Raw genomic sequence first — 15,892 nt, 5'->3', positions numbered from 1 at the left:
CGAGCGATGAGCATGCACCCGAAGAACCTCCGGACCTCCGAGGCGACGACCATGATCTCCAGCAAGCTCCGCCCTCTCGCGCTGCTCGCCGCGCTCGCGGCGATCGCGGTGTCCGGCTGCGAGCCGGGCCCGCGGATCGACCGCGTGCAGACCAACCTGATCGACAAGAGCGTGTTCGAGGGCGAGTGGTGGTTCACCCACACCGTCGTCGACCTCTCGGACAGCGAGTCGTGGGCGATCGGCGCCGCCGGCGCCGGCGCTCCGTGGCCGGGCGCGACTGCCAACTTCGACATCGCGTCGCAGTCGGGCGTCGTCGGTCGCATCCGCTGGGTCGTCGACGAGAACTTCCTGTTCGCGTATCGCTCGAGCGAGATCGTGCAGGGCTCGTCGGCGGACGCGCGTGACCCCGAGTTCCGCGGTCAGCCGCTCGCGGCGTATCGCATCTCGGGTCACTTCGACGTTCGGCAGGACTTCAACCCGGTGACCGGCGAGCCCGGCAACGTGGTGAGCGAGAACACCGATCGTCGCTGGTACGACCGCCGCTTCGTGCGCGTCGACTGGTCGCAGAACCTCGTGACCTGGGGCCTCTTCGGCGCCGGCCTCGAGATCGACCAGCTCTTCGGCACGTTCCGCCGCGAGTCGGTGCCGCTCGGCGTGCTCGACGAGGGTCTGTGCGCGGACCCCGAGAACCCCGACGCGCGCTGTGATCTGCCCGCCGAGTGGGCCCCGCAGTTCGTGCGCCTCAGCGACGAGGCCGCGTGCGACCCGAGCGGCGAGAGCGACGCGGCCTGCTACCGCTTCCTCGAGGAGTGGCCGACCGATCAGCGCGACGCGGTCCACTACATGTCGTTCGTCACGCAGGAGCTCTGGACTCCGCTCCAGTGCGTCGACGCGCTCTGCGAGACGTCGATCCGCATCACGGTGCGCGACGCGTTCCTCCGCATCCCGCCGAACCACGAGTACGCGACCGAGACCCTCGCGAACAGCGAGTACGATCGCTTCGGCATCATCCGCACCGAGTCGCGCACGTACACGCGCGGTGGTGACGATCGCTCGACGATCGGCCGCCGCTGCGACACGAACCTCGACTGCGATCCGGGCTGCGACCCCGAGTTCGGCATCGAGTGCGAGATCGTCTGCGACACGACGCAGCACCTCTGCGTCGGCGGTCTGACGAACGAGCTCGGTGAGACCGACTTCCTCACCTACTACCGCCTTCGTCACAACTTCTACTCGGACTCGCTCCGTGATCAGGAGTGCATCGCGGACTGGCAGTGCAGCGGTCGCTACGACGGTGGCGCGGGCGCGAACGGCGGCTCGGTGTGCGATCAGCACGCGCGTCGCTGCACCGTGCCGCTCCACGAGCGTCCGGTCCGCGCGGTCCACTACACGCTCTCGGCGGACTATCCGACGTACCTGACGCGCAGCGCGTTCGAGCTCGTCGCGCAGTGGAACGACGCGTTCATGCGCGGCAATCGCGAGCAGCGCGAGGGCCGCAACATCGGTGGTGTCACCGTGCCGCCGCCGCCGACCGGCGCGCGCGTCGCGATGCAGAGCGCGGATCCGACGCAGTACTGCTACGGCCGTGAAGGGTTCCTCTCGCCCGAGGTGGACCGCGACACGATGGACTGCGCGCACGTGTCGAACTACTTCGTGCGCCCCGAGGAGCGTAACGAAGAGAATCCGTTCGACTGCTGGATCGAGGGCCCGGCGGATCTCACGAACCCGACGGACTTCGCGGACTACGACGTCGACGGCGACGGCAACGAGATCGTCGACGCGTACGAGTACCGCTTCCGCGGCACCGAGTGCATGCTCGTCCTCGACGTCAACGACTGCGACCGCAACCCCGGCGCGGCGTGTCAGCAGCTCGGCGACCTCCGCTACCAGTTCTTCAACTACGTCAGCGGCGCGGGCGCGGGCTGGTGCGGCGTCATGCAGCCGAACCAGGATCCGCTCACCGGTGAGGCGGTGATCTCGCCCGTCAACATGGGCGGCCTCTGCCTCGACAACGTCTCGCAGATCGCGCTCAACATCTGGCCGATCCTGCGCGGCGAGGAGCCGGCGGACCCGCTCTTCGAGGGCGAGGAGATCCGCCAGTACTTCGAGAGCCTCGGTCGCGTCCGCTCGCCGGTCGGCCTCGCGCCCGGCGCGGCGGCGGGCGGCGGCACGGGCGGTGGCCCGCGTCCCTCGCTCCCGACCGATCTGCACGCGCACTTCGAGGACGTGATCGAGACGCACGCGGCGCGCGTCGAGCGGCTCCACGGCAGCGAGGCGCGCGCGCAGCTGCTGAGCGAGCGCATGCAGAACATCGCGGGCAGCGGCCTCGAGCGTCGCTTCACCGACGGCGTCGCGATGGAGACCTTCCAGGCGACCCGCCCGGCGGAGATCCAGGCCACGAGCCGCGTCGCGACCGGTCGTACCCCGACCTCGGTGGAGCAGGAGCTCGCGTCGCGCTACGGCGTGTCGAGCCCCGCGCAGTTCGCGGACGCGGTGCGTGATCGTGCGTCGCCCTCGCGCGATGCGTTCCTCGGCGACGTGATGGCGGAGCGCCGTCGCGAGCAGCTCCTCGGCGAGTCGGGGACCTGCATGCTCTTCGAGAACGAGTACCAGCTCATCAGCCAGTACGGCCGCTACTGGGCGAATGCGTTCGACGGCGTCGCGCTCCCGACGGCGCGCCTCCGCTGGGCGCAGGCGTTCCACCGCGCGGTCATGCAGCACGAGCTCGGTCACGGCCTCGGCCTCGAGCACAACTTCGGCGCGACGCTCGATCGCGATCACTACAACCCGGCGTACTTCAACATCGAGATGTCGGACGACTGCACCGACCTCGCGGGCGCGCGCCGCTCGTGCGCGCTCCCGCTGATGACGGAGTTCGACGCTGACCGCAACGGCGTCCTCACCGACGTCGAGACGAACGTCTGGCTGCAGGAGTTCCAGAACATCCGCAGCCAGCGCCAGGAGCGCGGTCTCGGCAACTACACCACGTCGTCCACGATGGACTATCCCGGCGACGAGTCGGACTCGATGGGCATCGGGTTCTACGACCGCGGCGCGGTGTACTTCAACTACTTCAACATGATCGAGTCGTTCGAGGGCGACCCGCGCCACGAAGAGCCGGGCACGTCGCGCAACGACCTCCTCCGCTCCGATCTCCACGAGCGCGAGCTCTGGACGTGGTACCGCGGTGGTGATCAGTGCCGCGTCGACGCGCAGTGCCCGATGGCGGCCGGCTCGTCGGGCCTCGCGCCCGGCCAGGCGGTCACGCAGCGCTGTGTCTCGAACCCGCGCTACTCGTCGATCCCCGTGCCCTGTGGCGACCTCTCGGATCCCGAGGCGGCGCGCCACTGCATCTGCTCGAACTTCGACGAGGACATGGTCGACTACGTCGCCGGCGCGGCGTACCGCGCGCCCTCGGCGCCGCTCGACTACTACCCGGTCAACTACCTCTTCTGCTCGAACTCGCGCCTCAACGACATCTCGTGGTGCAGCACGTTCGACGCGGGTGAGTCGTTCCTCGAGGTGACCGCGAACATGCGCACCTCGTGGGAGTCGAGCTATCCGACCTCGTACTTCCGCCGCTTCCGCCGTCCGTTCTACGCGGGCTCGCGCGCGACGCGGTGGATCCCCGACGCGGCGAAGATCTACCAGCACCTGCTCTTCCGGTACTACTACGAGACCGGCTTCGGCAGCGACTCCGGCCCGCTCGGCTTCGACGACCAGTTCATGGCGTCGGTCGACTCGATGAACTTCCTCTCGTACCTCGCGCAGCTGCCGGACGTCGGGTCGTACGACTACGACGCGACGACCGACACCTATCGCCACATGGGCGAGACGCCCGACATGGCGGGCTCGGAGTTCACGCTCGCGCCCGGTCAGGGCTTCTACACGTGGTCGGCGTACCAGGAGGGCCTGCAGGGCTTCTGGCGCCTCGAGCGCGCGGGCACGTTCTTCGACAAGCTCATCGCGCTGCGCGCACTGACGATCCGTGACTGGGGCCTCTCGTTCACGATCGACGAGCGCTACTTCATCAACTTCTACGACCTGTTCCCGGTCGAGATGACGGAGCTCTTCGGCGGCTACGTGATCGACGATCCGCACTGGTACGCACCGCGCGTGACGGTGGACGCGGGCGGCGACGCGACGCTCGAGTACGTCAACTGGTACCGCGCGAACTGCCGCGCGCCGGGCACCGGCGCCCTGGTTCCGTGCCGTGGACCGAACACGGAAGTGTTCCCGGGCAGCGCGCTCGGTGGCACGAGCAACGACGTGCTCCGCTTCTACGCGGCCGCGTTCGCGCTCTCCGAGTTCCCGGTCTTCTACGACTCGTCGTGGGAGCAGCGTCTCGCGGTGTTCAAGCTCGGCAACGCCGACGGCTTCGACATCCCCGACACCCAGCCCGACGGCGACGCGACCTGTGCGTTCGGCACCGCGATCGAGGCGACGCACGACCTGTGCACCGACCCGCTCGAGGCCGACTACATCGTGTACCAGTCGAACCGCCTCCACGTGGCCTACGTCGCGGTGAAGGTCCGCCCGCGCATCGAGTACAACCTCGAGGAAGAGCAGCTCGGCTTCGCGCTGCTCCTCTCGATGACGCAGAACCAGACGCGCATCGCGGAGCTCGAGGCCCTCGCGTCGCGCACGCCGGAGCAGGAGCGCGAGCTCCGCAACCGCCAGCGTGAGCTCGAGCGCAACGAGTCGTTCCTCGAGACGCTCATCGAAGTCCAGCGGATCTTCGGCATCACGAGCTGGCTGTGATCTGACGCAGGCTCCCGAGAGCCAATCGAGCGCGAGTCGCTCCACATGATGAAGGCCCCGATCGCGTGAGCGGTCGGGGCCTACGTCGTTCTGCGGTCCGTGCTCGGGCGGTGGTCTTCTCGTGGTCCGGGGTCTCGTGCGACCCTGGCTCGCGGCCGCTGGCGCCCCTAGAACTGCTGCAGCACGAAATGGTGCCTCGACGCAGAGTGACGCTCTGCGTCAAAGGAAAAACAAGGCGATCGAACGATCGCCCCGATGGCGTGACGTCTTTCTTTTCGTGCTAGGCTCCGCCCCCCTTTGGAGGAACGATGGGCTCTCTGGACATGCAGCCCGGCGAGGCCCCCGCAGCGCGCGACGAGCTCGCGCGGATGTTCCACTCGATGCAGCTGATCCGGCGCATCGAGGAGGAAGCAGCGCGGGCCTACGTGCAGGGCAAGATCGGTGGCTTCCTGCATCTCTACATCGGGCAGGAGGCGATCGCGGTCGGCGTCGAGGCAGCGATCCGCAAGACCGACTGGATCATCACGACCTATCGCGACCACGGCTTCGCGCTGACGCGCGGCACCAGCGCGCGCGGCGTGATGGCCGAGCTCTTCGGCAAGGACGCCGGGTGCGCGCGCGGTCTCGGCGGCTCGATGCACATGTTCGACGGGCCCAACCGGTTCCTCGGCGGCCACGGCATCGTCGGCGGGCACTGCTCGCTCGCCGCAGGCGTCGGCTTCCGGTGCAAGTACCTGAAGAACGACGAGGTCGTGCTCTGCTTCTTCGGCGAGGGCGCGACGAACATCGGCGGGTTCCACGAGGGGCTCTCGCTCGCGGGGCTCTGGAAGCTGCCCGTGGTGTTCGTCTGCGAGAACAACATGTACTCGATGGGCACGCCCCTCGAGCGCACGCTGCCCGCGAAGGACATCACCGACAAGGCGCCGGGCTACGGCATGGCGCGCGATCGCTTCGAGGGGCAGGACGTGATCGAGGTGCGCGACCGCATCGCGAAGGCGGTGGCGCGCGCGCGTGACGGTGAAGGTCCGACGCTGATCGAGATCCTCACCTATCGCTTCCGCGGTCACTCGATGTCGGATCCCGGCAAGTACCGCACGAGCGAGGAGGTCGAGGAGCGCAAGCGCAAGGGCGACCCCGTGCGCATCGCGCGGCAGCGCCTGCTCGAGGCGGGCGCGAGCGAGGACGACGTCGCGCGCATCGAGGCGCAGGTCGAGGAAGAGGTCGCCGACGCGGTGAAGTTCGCGGACGAGAGCGAGCCCGCGAAGGAGTCGTCGATGCTCGACTACGTCTTGGCCAGGACGACGAGCGGCGACGGGCCGCGCGAGGGAGGAGGCGCGTGATGCGCGAGATCACCTATCGCGATGCGCTCAAGGAAGCGATGGCCGAGGAGATGGAGCGCGATCCTCGCGTCTTCGTCATGGGCGAAGAGGTCGGCCACTATCAGGGCGCGTACAAGGTCACGCGCGGCCTGCTCGATCAGTTCGGCGCCGAGCGCGTGATCGACACGCCGATCGCCGAGGCTGGCTTCGCGGGGGTCGGCGTGGGCGCGGCGATGACGGGGCTGCGCCCGATCATCGAGTTCATGACGTGGAACTTCTCGTTCGTCGCGTTCGACCAGATCGTCAACAACGCGGCGAAGATGTACCAGATGAGCGCGGGCCAGTACCCCGTGCCCATCGTGTTCCGGGGGCCCAACGCGTCGGCGCGTCAGGTGGGCGCGCAGCACTCGCACGCAGTGGAGCCGTTCTACTGCAACGTGCCGGGGCTCGCGGTCGTGTACCCGTCGACGCCGCGTGATGCGAAGGGGCTGCTCAAGACGAGCATCCGCGACGACAACCCGGTCGTCTTCCTCGAGGGCGAGACGCTCTACAACGTGAAGGGCGACGTGCCCGACGCGGGTGAGGACGAAACGATCCCGCTCGGCCAGGCGCGCGTGGTGCGCGAGGGTCGCCACGTGACGGTCGTGACCTGGGGCCGCCCGTTCTACACGGTGCTCGAGGTCGCGAATCGTCTGTCGGGCGAGGGGATCGAGATCGAGGTGATCGACCCGCGCTCGCTGCGCCCGCTCGACACCGACACGATCGTGCAGAGCGTGAAGAAGACGAACCGCTGCGTGGTGGTGCACGAGCACTGGCCCTACGGCGGACCGGGCGCGGAGATCGTGGATCGTGTGACGCGCGATGCGTTCGACTACCTCGACGCGCCGATCCTGCGTGCGACGAACCTCGACGTGCCCATGCCTTACGCGCTGCACCTCGAGAACAAGGTGATCGTCGGACCGGACCGCATCGAGAAGACGATCCGCGACGTGCTCTACAAGAGCTGAGCGAGGCGAGAGATGGCGAAGATCATCGGGCTCCCGAAGCTCTCTCCGACGATGGAGGAGGGCACGCTCGCGCGCTGGGCCAAGAAGGAAGGCGACGCGATCGGCATCGACGACCTCGTGGCGGAGATCGAGACCGACAAGGCCACGATGGAGTGGCGCTCGTTCGACAAGGGCGTGCTGCTGAAGGTGCTCGCGCCCGAGGGCGCGACGCTCAAGCCGGAGCAGCCGGTCGCGATCTTCGGCAACGCGGGCGAGGACATCACCGCGCTGCTCGCGCAGGTGAAGAGCGGCGCGGCCGGAGCGGCGCCCTCGATGCCCGACGCGCCGAAGCCCGAGCAGCCGCACAGCGCGCCGGTCGCGCCGGGGGCGATGACGCCCTCGCCGAACACGCCCGCGAGCACGGCGCGTCCGTCGACGCCTCCGGAGAAGGCGCCGACCGCGCCGCCGCCGGTGGTGCAGAACGGCGTGCAGCAGGTCACGAACGGGCACGACGGACGGGTGCGCGCGTCGCCGCTGGTGCGTGCGCTGGCGCGCGAGCACGACGTGGATCTGCGCGGCGTGCAGGGCACCGGGCCCGGCGGTCGGATCATCAAGCGCGACGTCGACGAGGTGCTCTCGCGACCGAAGCCCGCGCCGGTGGCGGAAGCGAAGGCCCCGGCCGCGCACGTGTTCGTGCCGCTGCAGACGAGCTTCGAGCGCCATCCGCCCGCGGAGCAGCCGCTCACCCAGATGCGCAAGACGATCGCGCGGCGGCTCGTCGAGTCGAAGCAGAACGTCCCGCACTTCTATCTGACGATCGACGTCGACGCGGATCCGATCAACGACGCGCGCGCCCGGATCAACGCCGAGCTCGAGAAGAGCGGCGAGAAGGTCTCGGTCAACGATCTGCTGATCAAGGCGTGCGCGATCGCGCTGCGCCGCGTGCCGGCGGTGAATCGGTCGTTCGCGGGCGACAAGATCCTGCAGCACCAGGTCGTCGACATCTCGGTCGCGGTCGCGGTGCCCGACGGGCTGCTCACGCCGGTGGTGCGCGACGCGGATCGCAAGGGCGTCGTCGAGATCGGGCGCGAGGTGCGCGAGCTCGCGAAGAAGGCGCGCGACAAGAAGCTGAAGCCCGAGGAGATGCAGGGCGGCACGTTCTCGATCTCGAACCTCGGCATGTTCGGCATCGAAGACTTCTCGGCGGTGATCAATCCGCCCGAGGGCGCGATCCTCGCGGTCGGCGTGGTGCGCGAAGAGCCGGTCGTGAAGAACGGCGCGGTTGTGCCGGGGCGGCGCCTGCGAATGACGATGTCGTGCGATCACCGCGTGGTGGACGGCGCGGTCGGCGCGGAGTGGCTCGCGGCGCTGAAGAAGATCATCGAGGCGCCGATCACGATGCTGATGTGATCGAGCACGCGCGGGCGTCACGCAGTACGCTCGCGCGGTGGCTCGCGCTTGGGCGCTGGTGTTGGCCGGTGTGATCGCGCTCGGCGTGGTGCCGGCCCGCGCCGATGCGCCTCACGTCGTGTGGATCGCGTCGGCGCCCGAGGGCGAGGTCGCGGGGCGCGCGCGTCGCTGGCAACGGCGCGTCGCGCGGGCGCTCGAGCGCGCCGGCGCGGAGGTGACGATCGAGGCCGAGCAGTGGGTGCTCGACGAGCCAGGCAGCGCGGAGACGCGCGTCGCGCGGCTCGCCGACGTGGAGCGTCTGGTGCGCGAGGCCCACGACGCGCGCGCCGAGCTCGACTCGCACGGCGCGCTCGCGCGGCTCGCCGACGCGGAGCGCATCGCGCGCTCGGTGCTCGACGTGCCGGGCGCGAGCGCGTGGTACGCGGAGGTGCAGATCGCGCTCGCGGTGACGGCCGCGGAGCTCGGGCAGTCGGGGCTCGCCGAGGCGGCGCTCGCGCGCGCGAGCACGATCGATCCGAGCCGCGTGCTCGGCGCCGCCGAAGCACCTCCGGCGCTCGTCGCGCGCGCCGCGTCGATCGCACGCGCGATCGCGACCGGGCCTCGCGGCCGCTTCGAGCTGCGCACCGACGTGCCGGGCGCGATCGTGTCGCTCGACGGACGTGTGATCGGTGAGGCACCGGCGCGCATCGAGACCAGCGTCGGCGCGCACGTGCTGCGGGTCGACGCGCCGGGCCATCGTGCGTGGGCGCGCCTCGTCGACGTGCTCGAGGGCGCGCGGGCGCCGATCGCGGTGACGCTCGCGCCCGAGCCCGTCCTCGTCGCGGCGCGCTCGCTGCGCGATGCGAGCGATGCCGGCGCGCTCGAGCACGTCGCGTCGCTCCTCGCCGAGCTCTCGCGCGACGGGCATGCGCCGCGCGCGCTCTGGCTGGTGGAGGCGAGCGCGGGCGCGACCGATCGCGCGCTCGTCGTCGCGTGTCGCGCCGAGGGCTGCAGCGAGCCGGTGCGGATCGACGTGGCGCGCGTGGAGTCGGCGCTGCCGCACGATCCCGATCTCGTCGGCGCGCCGCTCGGGGCGAGGGCGCTCGCCGATGCCCGTGCCTGGCTCGACGAGCCCATCCCCGTCGCGCCGCCGCCTCCGCCCGCGGCCGAGTGGTGGCAGGAGCCGTGGCCCTGGGTGATCGCGGGCGTCGTGATCGCGGGCGCGATCGGCGCGACGATCGGCGCGACGTGGCCCGAGCCGCAGCAGCGCGAGACGCTGATCGTCGACGGACGCGAGCCGTGGGGCGTGTCGCGCTGACGCCGCGGGCTCGAGGTCGTAGACTCGCGTCGATGCGCGTCGCTCCTGCGCTGACGGCGCTCGTGCTCACGCTCGCGGGCTGCGACGACAGCGTGATGGTCCGGCTCCAGACCGGAGCGCGCGGCTTCGACGTCGACGCGGATGCCCTCGCGCTGCCCGACACGATGCGCGACGGGGACACGATCGCGCAGCTCGCGTGCGGGCCGACCGAGATGTGCCCGAGCTCCGCCGACGTGCCGATCACGTGCGAGGCGAGCGTCTGCGATCCCGCGGCGCGCACGATCTCGTTCGCGCTCGGCGAGGTGGTCGACGTCGATCAGCTGACGTCGGATGCGCGCGAGCTCCTCGGGCACGTCGAGGCGATCGAGGTGGTCGAGGCGAGCTACGACGTGCCCTTCAACGCGCTCACCGTTCCGCTGCCCGAGACCGAGCTGTTCTGGGGGCCCGAGGGCGCGTCGCACGTCGATGCGTCGTTGGGCGTGGTCGCGCTCGGCGTGGTGCCGCCGATCGAGGCCGGCGCGATCACGAGCGGTGCGATCGCGCTCGACGCGGAGGGGGTCGACGCGCTCTCGCGCTACCTCGTGGACACGTCGCGTCGGGTGCGCTTCTTCGCGCGCACGCGCGTCGACCTCGCGCCGGGCGATGCGTTCCCCGAGGGCACCGCGCGCATCGGGATCGATCTGCACCTCGAGATCACGGGGTCCCTGCGCTGAAGGATCGCGCGCTCGCCGGCATGAACGCGCCTGAGAGCCCGGCGCGTGCGGCGCTGTGCGATTGGGACGGCACGCGTCGCGTGGCGTGGTAAAAGGAGCCCGCCGAAAGGCGCGCTCGAAGGGAGAGAACGTGGCGTCCGAGTCGACACCGCCTCCCCAGCCCGGTGGCGGGGGAGCCAAATATGCGATCGCCGGCGTGGCGTTGCTCGCCATCGCGGGCCTCGCTTTTTGCCTGACGCGCGAGGAGCCTCCACCTCCCGCGCCGGTCGCCGAGACGACGCCCGACGCGGGCGCGGGACGCTCGACCGCGCTCGTGGAGGACGAGTTCGAGATCCCGGAGCTCGAGCCCGACGCGGGCCCGCCGCCCGACGCGGGGACGACGACGACGGCGCGCCGACCGCCGCCGACGCGCAGCTGGGACGACTGCACCGGCGAGATCGCCGCCGCTGCGGCCTCGCAGGTCATCCGCGAGCACAACGCGCAGATCCGCAACTGCTACGAGCGCCAGCTCAAGCAGAACCCGATGCTCGAGGGCAACATGACGCTCGCGGTGCGCATCGCGCCGAACGGCAGCGTCGACGGCACGCAGGTGACGGGCTCGCTCCGCGATCGCGACGTGTTCGCGTGCGTGCGCAGCGTCGCGTCGCACATGCGCTTCCCGCCGCCGGGGGGGCGCGACTGCGCAGTCGTGCAGGTGCCCTTCCAGTTCACGCCCCGGCATTGAGCGCACGGTGAGATGAGTCCGAACGCGTGCTCGATCGTCGCGAGCACGCGTGTCACTCCTTCGCGCGATGGACTACCTCCGCGGCCTCCGCCGACTCCGTGAAGATCCCGACTGGCTCTCGAAGATCGGCGTCGGCTCGCTGCTGCTGCTGAGCGCGTCGATCATTCCGTTCCTCGGGCAGATCGTGCTCGCGGGGTGGGGCGCGGTGATGGTGCGGCGCGCGGTGTCGGGCACCGAGACGCCGATGCCGCGCCTCGATCTCGACTTCGACTACCTCGGCAAGCTGCTCTCGACCGGGTTCAAGGCGTTCCTGGCGATGATGATCTGGGGGCTGCCCGCCGGGATCCTGATCGGGACCGGCGTGGCGTGCCTCTACGCGGGCGCGATCGCGACGATGATCGGCGGCGCGGCGGCGGGCGGTGACGGCGGGATGGGCGGCCTCGGCGCGCTCTGCGCGTTCGGCGTGGGCTTCCCGCTGCTGATCGCGGTGTCGATCGTCCTGCAGCTCCCTGCGCAGATGGCCGGCATCCGCGCCGAGCTCGCCGACGACCTGAACGCGGGGCTCCAGTTCCGCGAGGTGCTCGACATGACGAAGCTCGTCATGCGCGAGCTCGTGATCGGCTCGCTCGTGCTCGCGTTCGTGCAGTGGCTGATGATGGTCGGCTCGATGCTGCTCTGCGGCCTGCCGCTCATCCCGTGCATGGTCGCGATGGTCGTCGCGCGCGCGCACTTCGCGGCGCAGCTGTACCAGAAGTACGTCGAGCGCGGCGGCGCGCCGCTGCAGGTCGCGCATCCGCCCTCGGACGGGCCCGTCGCGCCGGCGCCGTCGACGTTCTGAAGTCGATCACTGCGCGTCGACGGAGATCCGCGGCGGGGTCGCGCGGAAGTCGACGACGGCGCGCAGTCGCTCACCGGGCTCGGCGCGGAACGAGGCGCTGGCGCGAAGGCCGAGCGGCGCGTTCTCGGCGACGATCGTGTGGGCGCCCGGCGAGAGCGACGCGCGGCGGATCGGCGTGGTGCCGAGGCGGCGACCATCGACGCTGATCTCGGCCCAGTCGCGCGACGAGACGGCGATCGATGCGCCTCGTGCGCGCGTGGTGTCGTCGGTCGTCGCGGTGATCGGCGTCGTCGTGGGCTGGGCCTCGGGGGGCGTGGGCTCGGCGATCGGCGCCGCGATGGGCTCGGGATCGCGCGGCGGCGGCGCGATGGGCTCGGGCTGGCGCGCTTCGACGACGAGCGGGCGCTCGGGGTCGGGCTCGGGCGGCGTGCCCGCGGCGAGCGCGAGCACGAGCGCGCCTGCGACCGCGAGCCCTCCGACGACGACCGGCCCCACCCAGCTCCGCGGCCGTGACGGCGCTGCCACGCGCACGCGATCGGTGCGCTCGATCGGCTCGGGCTCCGGGGGAGGGCGCGGTCGATCGATCGGCTTCGTCGCGGGCTCGAGGGCCTGGGGCGTGCTCGCGCGTGCGAGCGGCACCGTGCCCGCGATGATCTCCTCGAGCGCCCGGCTCTGCGCGAGCGTGCGCACCTTGCCGGTCGGCTCGCGCCGCGCGGTGCTGGTCCCGGTGGTCGGCGCCGGTGGGCGCTCCGAGGCGCGACGTCGCTCGCGGCGCCCCCGTGCTCGCTCCGCGCGTGCACCGAGCTCGTGGGCGACCCCCTCCGGGCTCTTCGCTGCGAGCCATCCGCGCAGCGCGCGTGCGAGCGCTGCAGCCGAGGGCGGACGCTCCTTCGGATCGAGCGCGAGCGCGCGATCGACGATCGCGGCGAGCTCGGGATCGACGCCGCGCGCTGCGACGCTCGGGATGGGATCGCGCCGCGCACGCAGCGCATCGACGTCGTGGGGATCGACCGGCGGCTCGCCGAGCAGCGCGTGGTGCAGCACCGCGCCGAGCGCGAAGAGATCGGTCGCGGGACCGATCGTCTCGCCGCGCGCCTGCTCCGGCGCGAGATAGCCCGGCGTGCCGAAGAGCGCGCCCTCGGCGTCGTCCTCCGCGGGCGCGGCGATGCCGAAGTCGAGCAGTCGACAGTGCCCGGCCGCGTCGACCATGACGTTCCGCGGCGTCACGTCGCGGTGCACCACCGAGAAGCGCTCGTGCGCGTAGGAGAGCGCGTCCGCGATCTGCGCGCCCACGTGCGCGACCTGCGCGGGATCGATCGGGCCCTCCTCGAGCACGTCGGCGAGCGTCGCGCCCTCGACGTACTCCATCGCGAGGAAGTACACGCCGTCGACGACGCCCAGCTCGTACACCGGCACGACGTGCGGGTGGCTCATCTGCACCAGCGTCTTCGCCTCTTCGACGAACATCGAGACGAAGCGCGGATCGAGCGCGAGGTGCGGCAGGATCTGCTTCACCACGAGGCGCTTCTCGAACCCGCCGAGCCCGCGCAGCCGCGCGAGATGGACGCGCGCCATCCCGCCGCGGGCGATCTCGCGATCGAGCAGGTACTTGCCGAAGGGCTCGGGGCCCGACGCCGGTTCGGACGCGATCACGGTGAGCGAGGATCGAAGAGGGCGACTACGATGCAGCCCGGTCGATGGTGACGCGATCATACCGGAGCCAGCCGCGTCGAGCTGCGATCGCGCTCCTCGCCGTGCTCGCGGCCGCGTGCGAGGGCGAGCGCGTGGTCGAGCGCTCGATCGTGCTGCGACTGCCCGACGCGACGAGCTGCGCGCCTGCGTCGTCGCTCGCGTCGCTCCGGGTTCGCGTGCTCGGCGACGGCCCGGGGGAGCCCTCGTCGATCGTGTCGCTCGCGCCCGACGCGCCGATCCGTGCGTTGCCCGCGCTGCCGTACCCGACGCGCGTGGTGCTCGCGATCGCCGAGGCGCCCGGATGGCGCGGTGTGGGGTGGCGCGCGCTGGGCGCGGCGGGCGACGAGATCGCGCTCTTGCCACCGGGGCTCTCGTGCCCGATCGGCGATCCCGATGCGCGTGCCCCCGAGGGCGCGCAGCTCGCGGTGCTCGAGGACGGGACGTCGCTCGTCGCCGGAGGGCTGGACGGCGAGCGCGCGACCGGTCGGATCGCGCTCCTGCCGCCCGGCGCGCAGGTCGGTGAGACCACGCCGGCGCGCCTCGGGTTCTCCACCGCGTTCGGGACCGCGACCGCGATCGACGCATCGCGCGTGGTGATCGCGGGCGGTGCGATCTCGGCGGACGCGCCGGCGTACGATCAATTCGAGATCCTCGATCCGCGGGTGGACGCGGCGCGCGTGATCGAGCCGCTCTCGAGACCTCGTCGTGATCATGCGGCGGTGCGCCTGCGCGACGGCCGGGTGGTGCTGATCGGCGGGCGCGCGACGAGCGACGGAGAGGGCATCGACGGCATCGAGGTGATCGATCCGCAGCGCGCGGAGAGCGTCGTGCTGGGCGCGCGGCTCGCGGTGCCGCGCCTCGCGCCGTGGATCGGGCTCGCCGAGGACGGCCGCGTGTGGATCGCGGGCGGTGCGATGCGTGGCGAGGACGCGGGCGTGATCGAGCGGCTCGACGTCGAGCGCGACGTGATCGAGCGCTTCGACGTCGCGCTCGCAGCGCCGCTCGCGCTGACCGCGGTGCGCGAGCGCTTGGTGTGGGTCACGCCCGACGGCGCGCACCTGATCGCGCTGCACGGGGACGCACCGGTCGCGTCGCGCGCGCTCGATGCGATGCCGCTCGAGATCGCGCGCGCGGTGGGCACCGCGGGACGGGCGCTCGTGGTCGGCAGCGAGGGCGAGACGCGCGCGGCGTACCTGCTCGATCCCGGCACCGGTCGCGTGTCGTCGCGCCCGGCGTCGCGCGTTCCCTCGGCGCTGGTCGCGATGATCGACGAGAGCGTGATCGAGCTCGCCGCGACCGGCGCGTCGCTGCGCCGCGAGGACGGGCCCACGCCCTTCGACGAGCCGCCCGCGACGCTGCTCTTCGCGTCCGACGAGACGTGGTGGGTGAGCGATCCGGTGGGCGATACGCGGTGGAGCGCGCCGCGCTTCGAGGTCCGCGGCGGCGCGCTGGTCGCGCTCGATGCGGGCGCGCGCATCGATCTCCGGGTGCTGCGTGGGAGCCGCTGGGACGTGGGGCTCACGGCGCGCGGCAGGATCGACGTACGGGTGATCGGCGACGAGGGATCGATCGCGATCGCGATCGACGACACCGAGATCGCGATCGATGGATGCCGCGCGCCGCGAGACGGCGATGCCGCGATCAACATCGCGCCCGGCGTGATCACGCTCGGCGAGCGGTCGTGCTCGGTCGACGATCTCGGCGAGGTCTCGCTCGCGTTCGTCGCGCGCGAGGCGGGCGCGGAGCTGGTGAGCCTGCGCCTGACGCGTCGTTGAGGTACCGTCGCGCGCGATGAGCGAGGACTTCGTGGTGCGCGAGGTGGAGCGGACGCCCGAGCGCGCGGTGCTGCGCGCGACCGTGCCCGTCGATCTGCGCTTCTTCGAGGGGCACTTCGAGGGCAACCCGATGCTGCCCGGGGTCGCTCAGCTGGTCGCGCTCGCGCACCGTCGTGCGCGCGAGGTGTTCGGCGCGCTGGGACGAGAGAAGCGCATCGTTCGCGTGAAGTTCGAGGCGGTGATCCACCCCGGCGACGAGCTCGACGTCACGCTCGAGCGCAGCGCGGGAAGCGCGCCCGGAGAGACCCAGGTGCGCTTCGACATCTCGCGCGACGGGACGCGCTGCGCATCGGGCGCGATCGTCTACCAGCAGTGAG

General features: G+C 71.4%; 11 protein-coding genes. 10 read left to right on the top strand and 1 reads right to left on the bottom strand.

All coding sequences use genetic code 11. The features are described from left to right. Positions 1–6: 6 nt before the first annotated feature. The 8 genes from I5071_RS22525 (at position 7) to I5071_RS22490 (ending at position 12,048) form a co-directional block, all read left to right on the top strand. Positions 7–4,761, top strand: coding sequence for a hypothetical protein (locus tag I5071_RS22525; RefSeq protein ID WP_236607581.1), 4,755 nt, complete (start codon positions 7–9; stop codon positions 4,759–4,761). Positions 4,762–5,069: 308 nt separating this feature from the next. After that, positions 5,070–6,101 carry a pyruvate dehydrogenase (acetyl-transferring) E1 component subunit alpha gene (pdhA, locus tag I5071_RS22520; protein ID WP_236607580.1) on the top strand — a complete coding sequence of 344 codons (1,032 nt, stop codon included), beginning with the start codon at positions 5,070–5,072 and terminating at the stop codon, positions 6,099–6,101. Then, the gene (locus I5071_RS22515; RefSeq protein ID WP_236607579.1) at positions 6,101–7,087 is read left to right on the top strand and encodes a pyruvate dehydrogenase complex E1 component subunit beta; all 987 of its coding nucleotides are present in this window, start codon (positions 6,101–6,103) and stop codon (positions 7,085–7,087) included. Before pdhA ends, I5071_RS22515 begins: the two co-directional genes overlap by 1 nt. A gap of 12 nt (positions 7,088–7,099) precedes the next feature. After that, complete coding sequence (locus I5071_RS22510) at positions 7,100–8,476, top strand: pyruvate dehydrogenase complex dihydrolipoamide acetyltransferase (protein WP_236607578.1); 1,377 nt, start codon at positions 7,100–7,102, stop codon at positions 8,474–8,476. A 37-nt stretch (positions 8,477–8,513) separates the two neighbouring features. Further along, complete coding sequence (locus I5071_RS22505; RefSeq protein WP_236607577.1) at positions 8,514–9,773, top strand: PEGA domain-containing protein; 1,260 nt, start codon at positions 8,514–8,516, stop codon at positions 9,771–9,773. A 32-nt stretch (positions 9,774–9,805) separates the two neighbouring features. Beyond that, on the top strand, positions 9,806–10,486 hold the full coding sequence (locus I5071_RS22500; RefSeq protein ID WP_236607576.1) for a hypothetical protein: 681 nt from the start codon (positions 9,806–9,808) through the stop codon (positions 10,484–10,486). A 313-nt stretch (positions 10,487–10,799) separates the two neighbouring features. Next, complete coding sequence (locus tag I5071_RS22495) at positions 10,800–11,210, top strand: AgmX/PglI C-terminal domain-containing protein (protein WP_236607575.1); 411 nt, start codon at positions 10,800–10,802, stop codon at positions 11,208–11,210. Positions 11,211–11,277: 67 nt separating this feature from the next. Next, positions 11,278–12,048 carry a DUF4013 domain-containing protein gene (locus tag I5071_RS22490; RefSeq protein WP_236607574.1) on the top strand — a complete coding sequence of 257 codons (771 nt, stop codon included), beginning with the start codon at positions 11,278–11,280 and terminating at the stop codon, positions 12,046–12,048. A 6-nt stretch (positions 12,049–12,054) separates the two neighbouring features. On the opposite strand, the gene I5071_RS22485 is transcribed toward I5071_RS22490, so the two are convergent. Further along, positions 12,055–13,701, bottom strand: a complete 1,647-nt coding sequence (locus I5071_RS22485; protein ID WP_236607573.1) for a serine/threonine-protein kinase — start codon at positions 13,699–13,701, stop codon at positions 12,055–12,057. Between the two features lie 44 nt (positions 13,702–13,745). Here I5071_RS22485 and I5071_RS22480 point away from each other — a divergent pair, with 44 nt between their 5' ends. Both I5071_RS22480 and I5071_RS22475 read left to right on the top strand, forming a co-directional pair. Beyond that, positions 13,746–15,515: a Kelch repeat-containing protein gene (locus tag I5071_RS22480; protein WP_236607572.1), complete on the top strand. Its 1,770-nt coding sequence runs from the start codon at positions 13,746–13,748 to the stop codon at positions 15,513–15,515. Positions 15,516–15,531: 16 nt separating this feature from the next. Then, positions 15,532–15,891, top strand: coding sequence for a hypothetical protein (locus I5071_RS22475; protein ID WP_236607571.1), 360 nt, complete (start codon positions 15,532–15,534; stop codon positions 15,889–15,891). Position 15,892 lies beyond the last annotated feature (1 nt).

Origin of the sequence: Sandaracinus amylolyticus (assembly GCF_021631985.1) — a bacterium.
Lineage (GTDB): Bacteria > Myxococcota_A > Polyangia > Polyangiales > Sandaracinaceae > Sandaracinus > Sandaracinus amylolyticus_A.
This window is presented reverse-complemented; position numbering and strand designations above follow the sequence as displayed.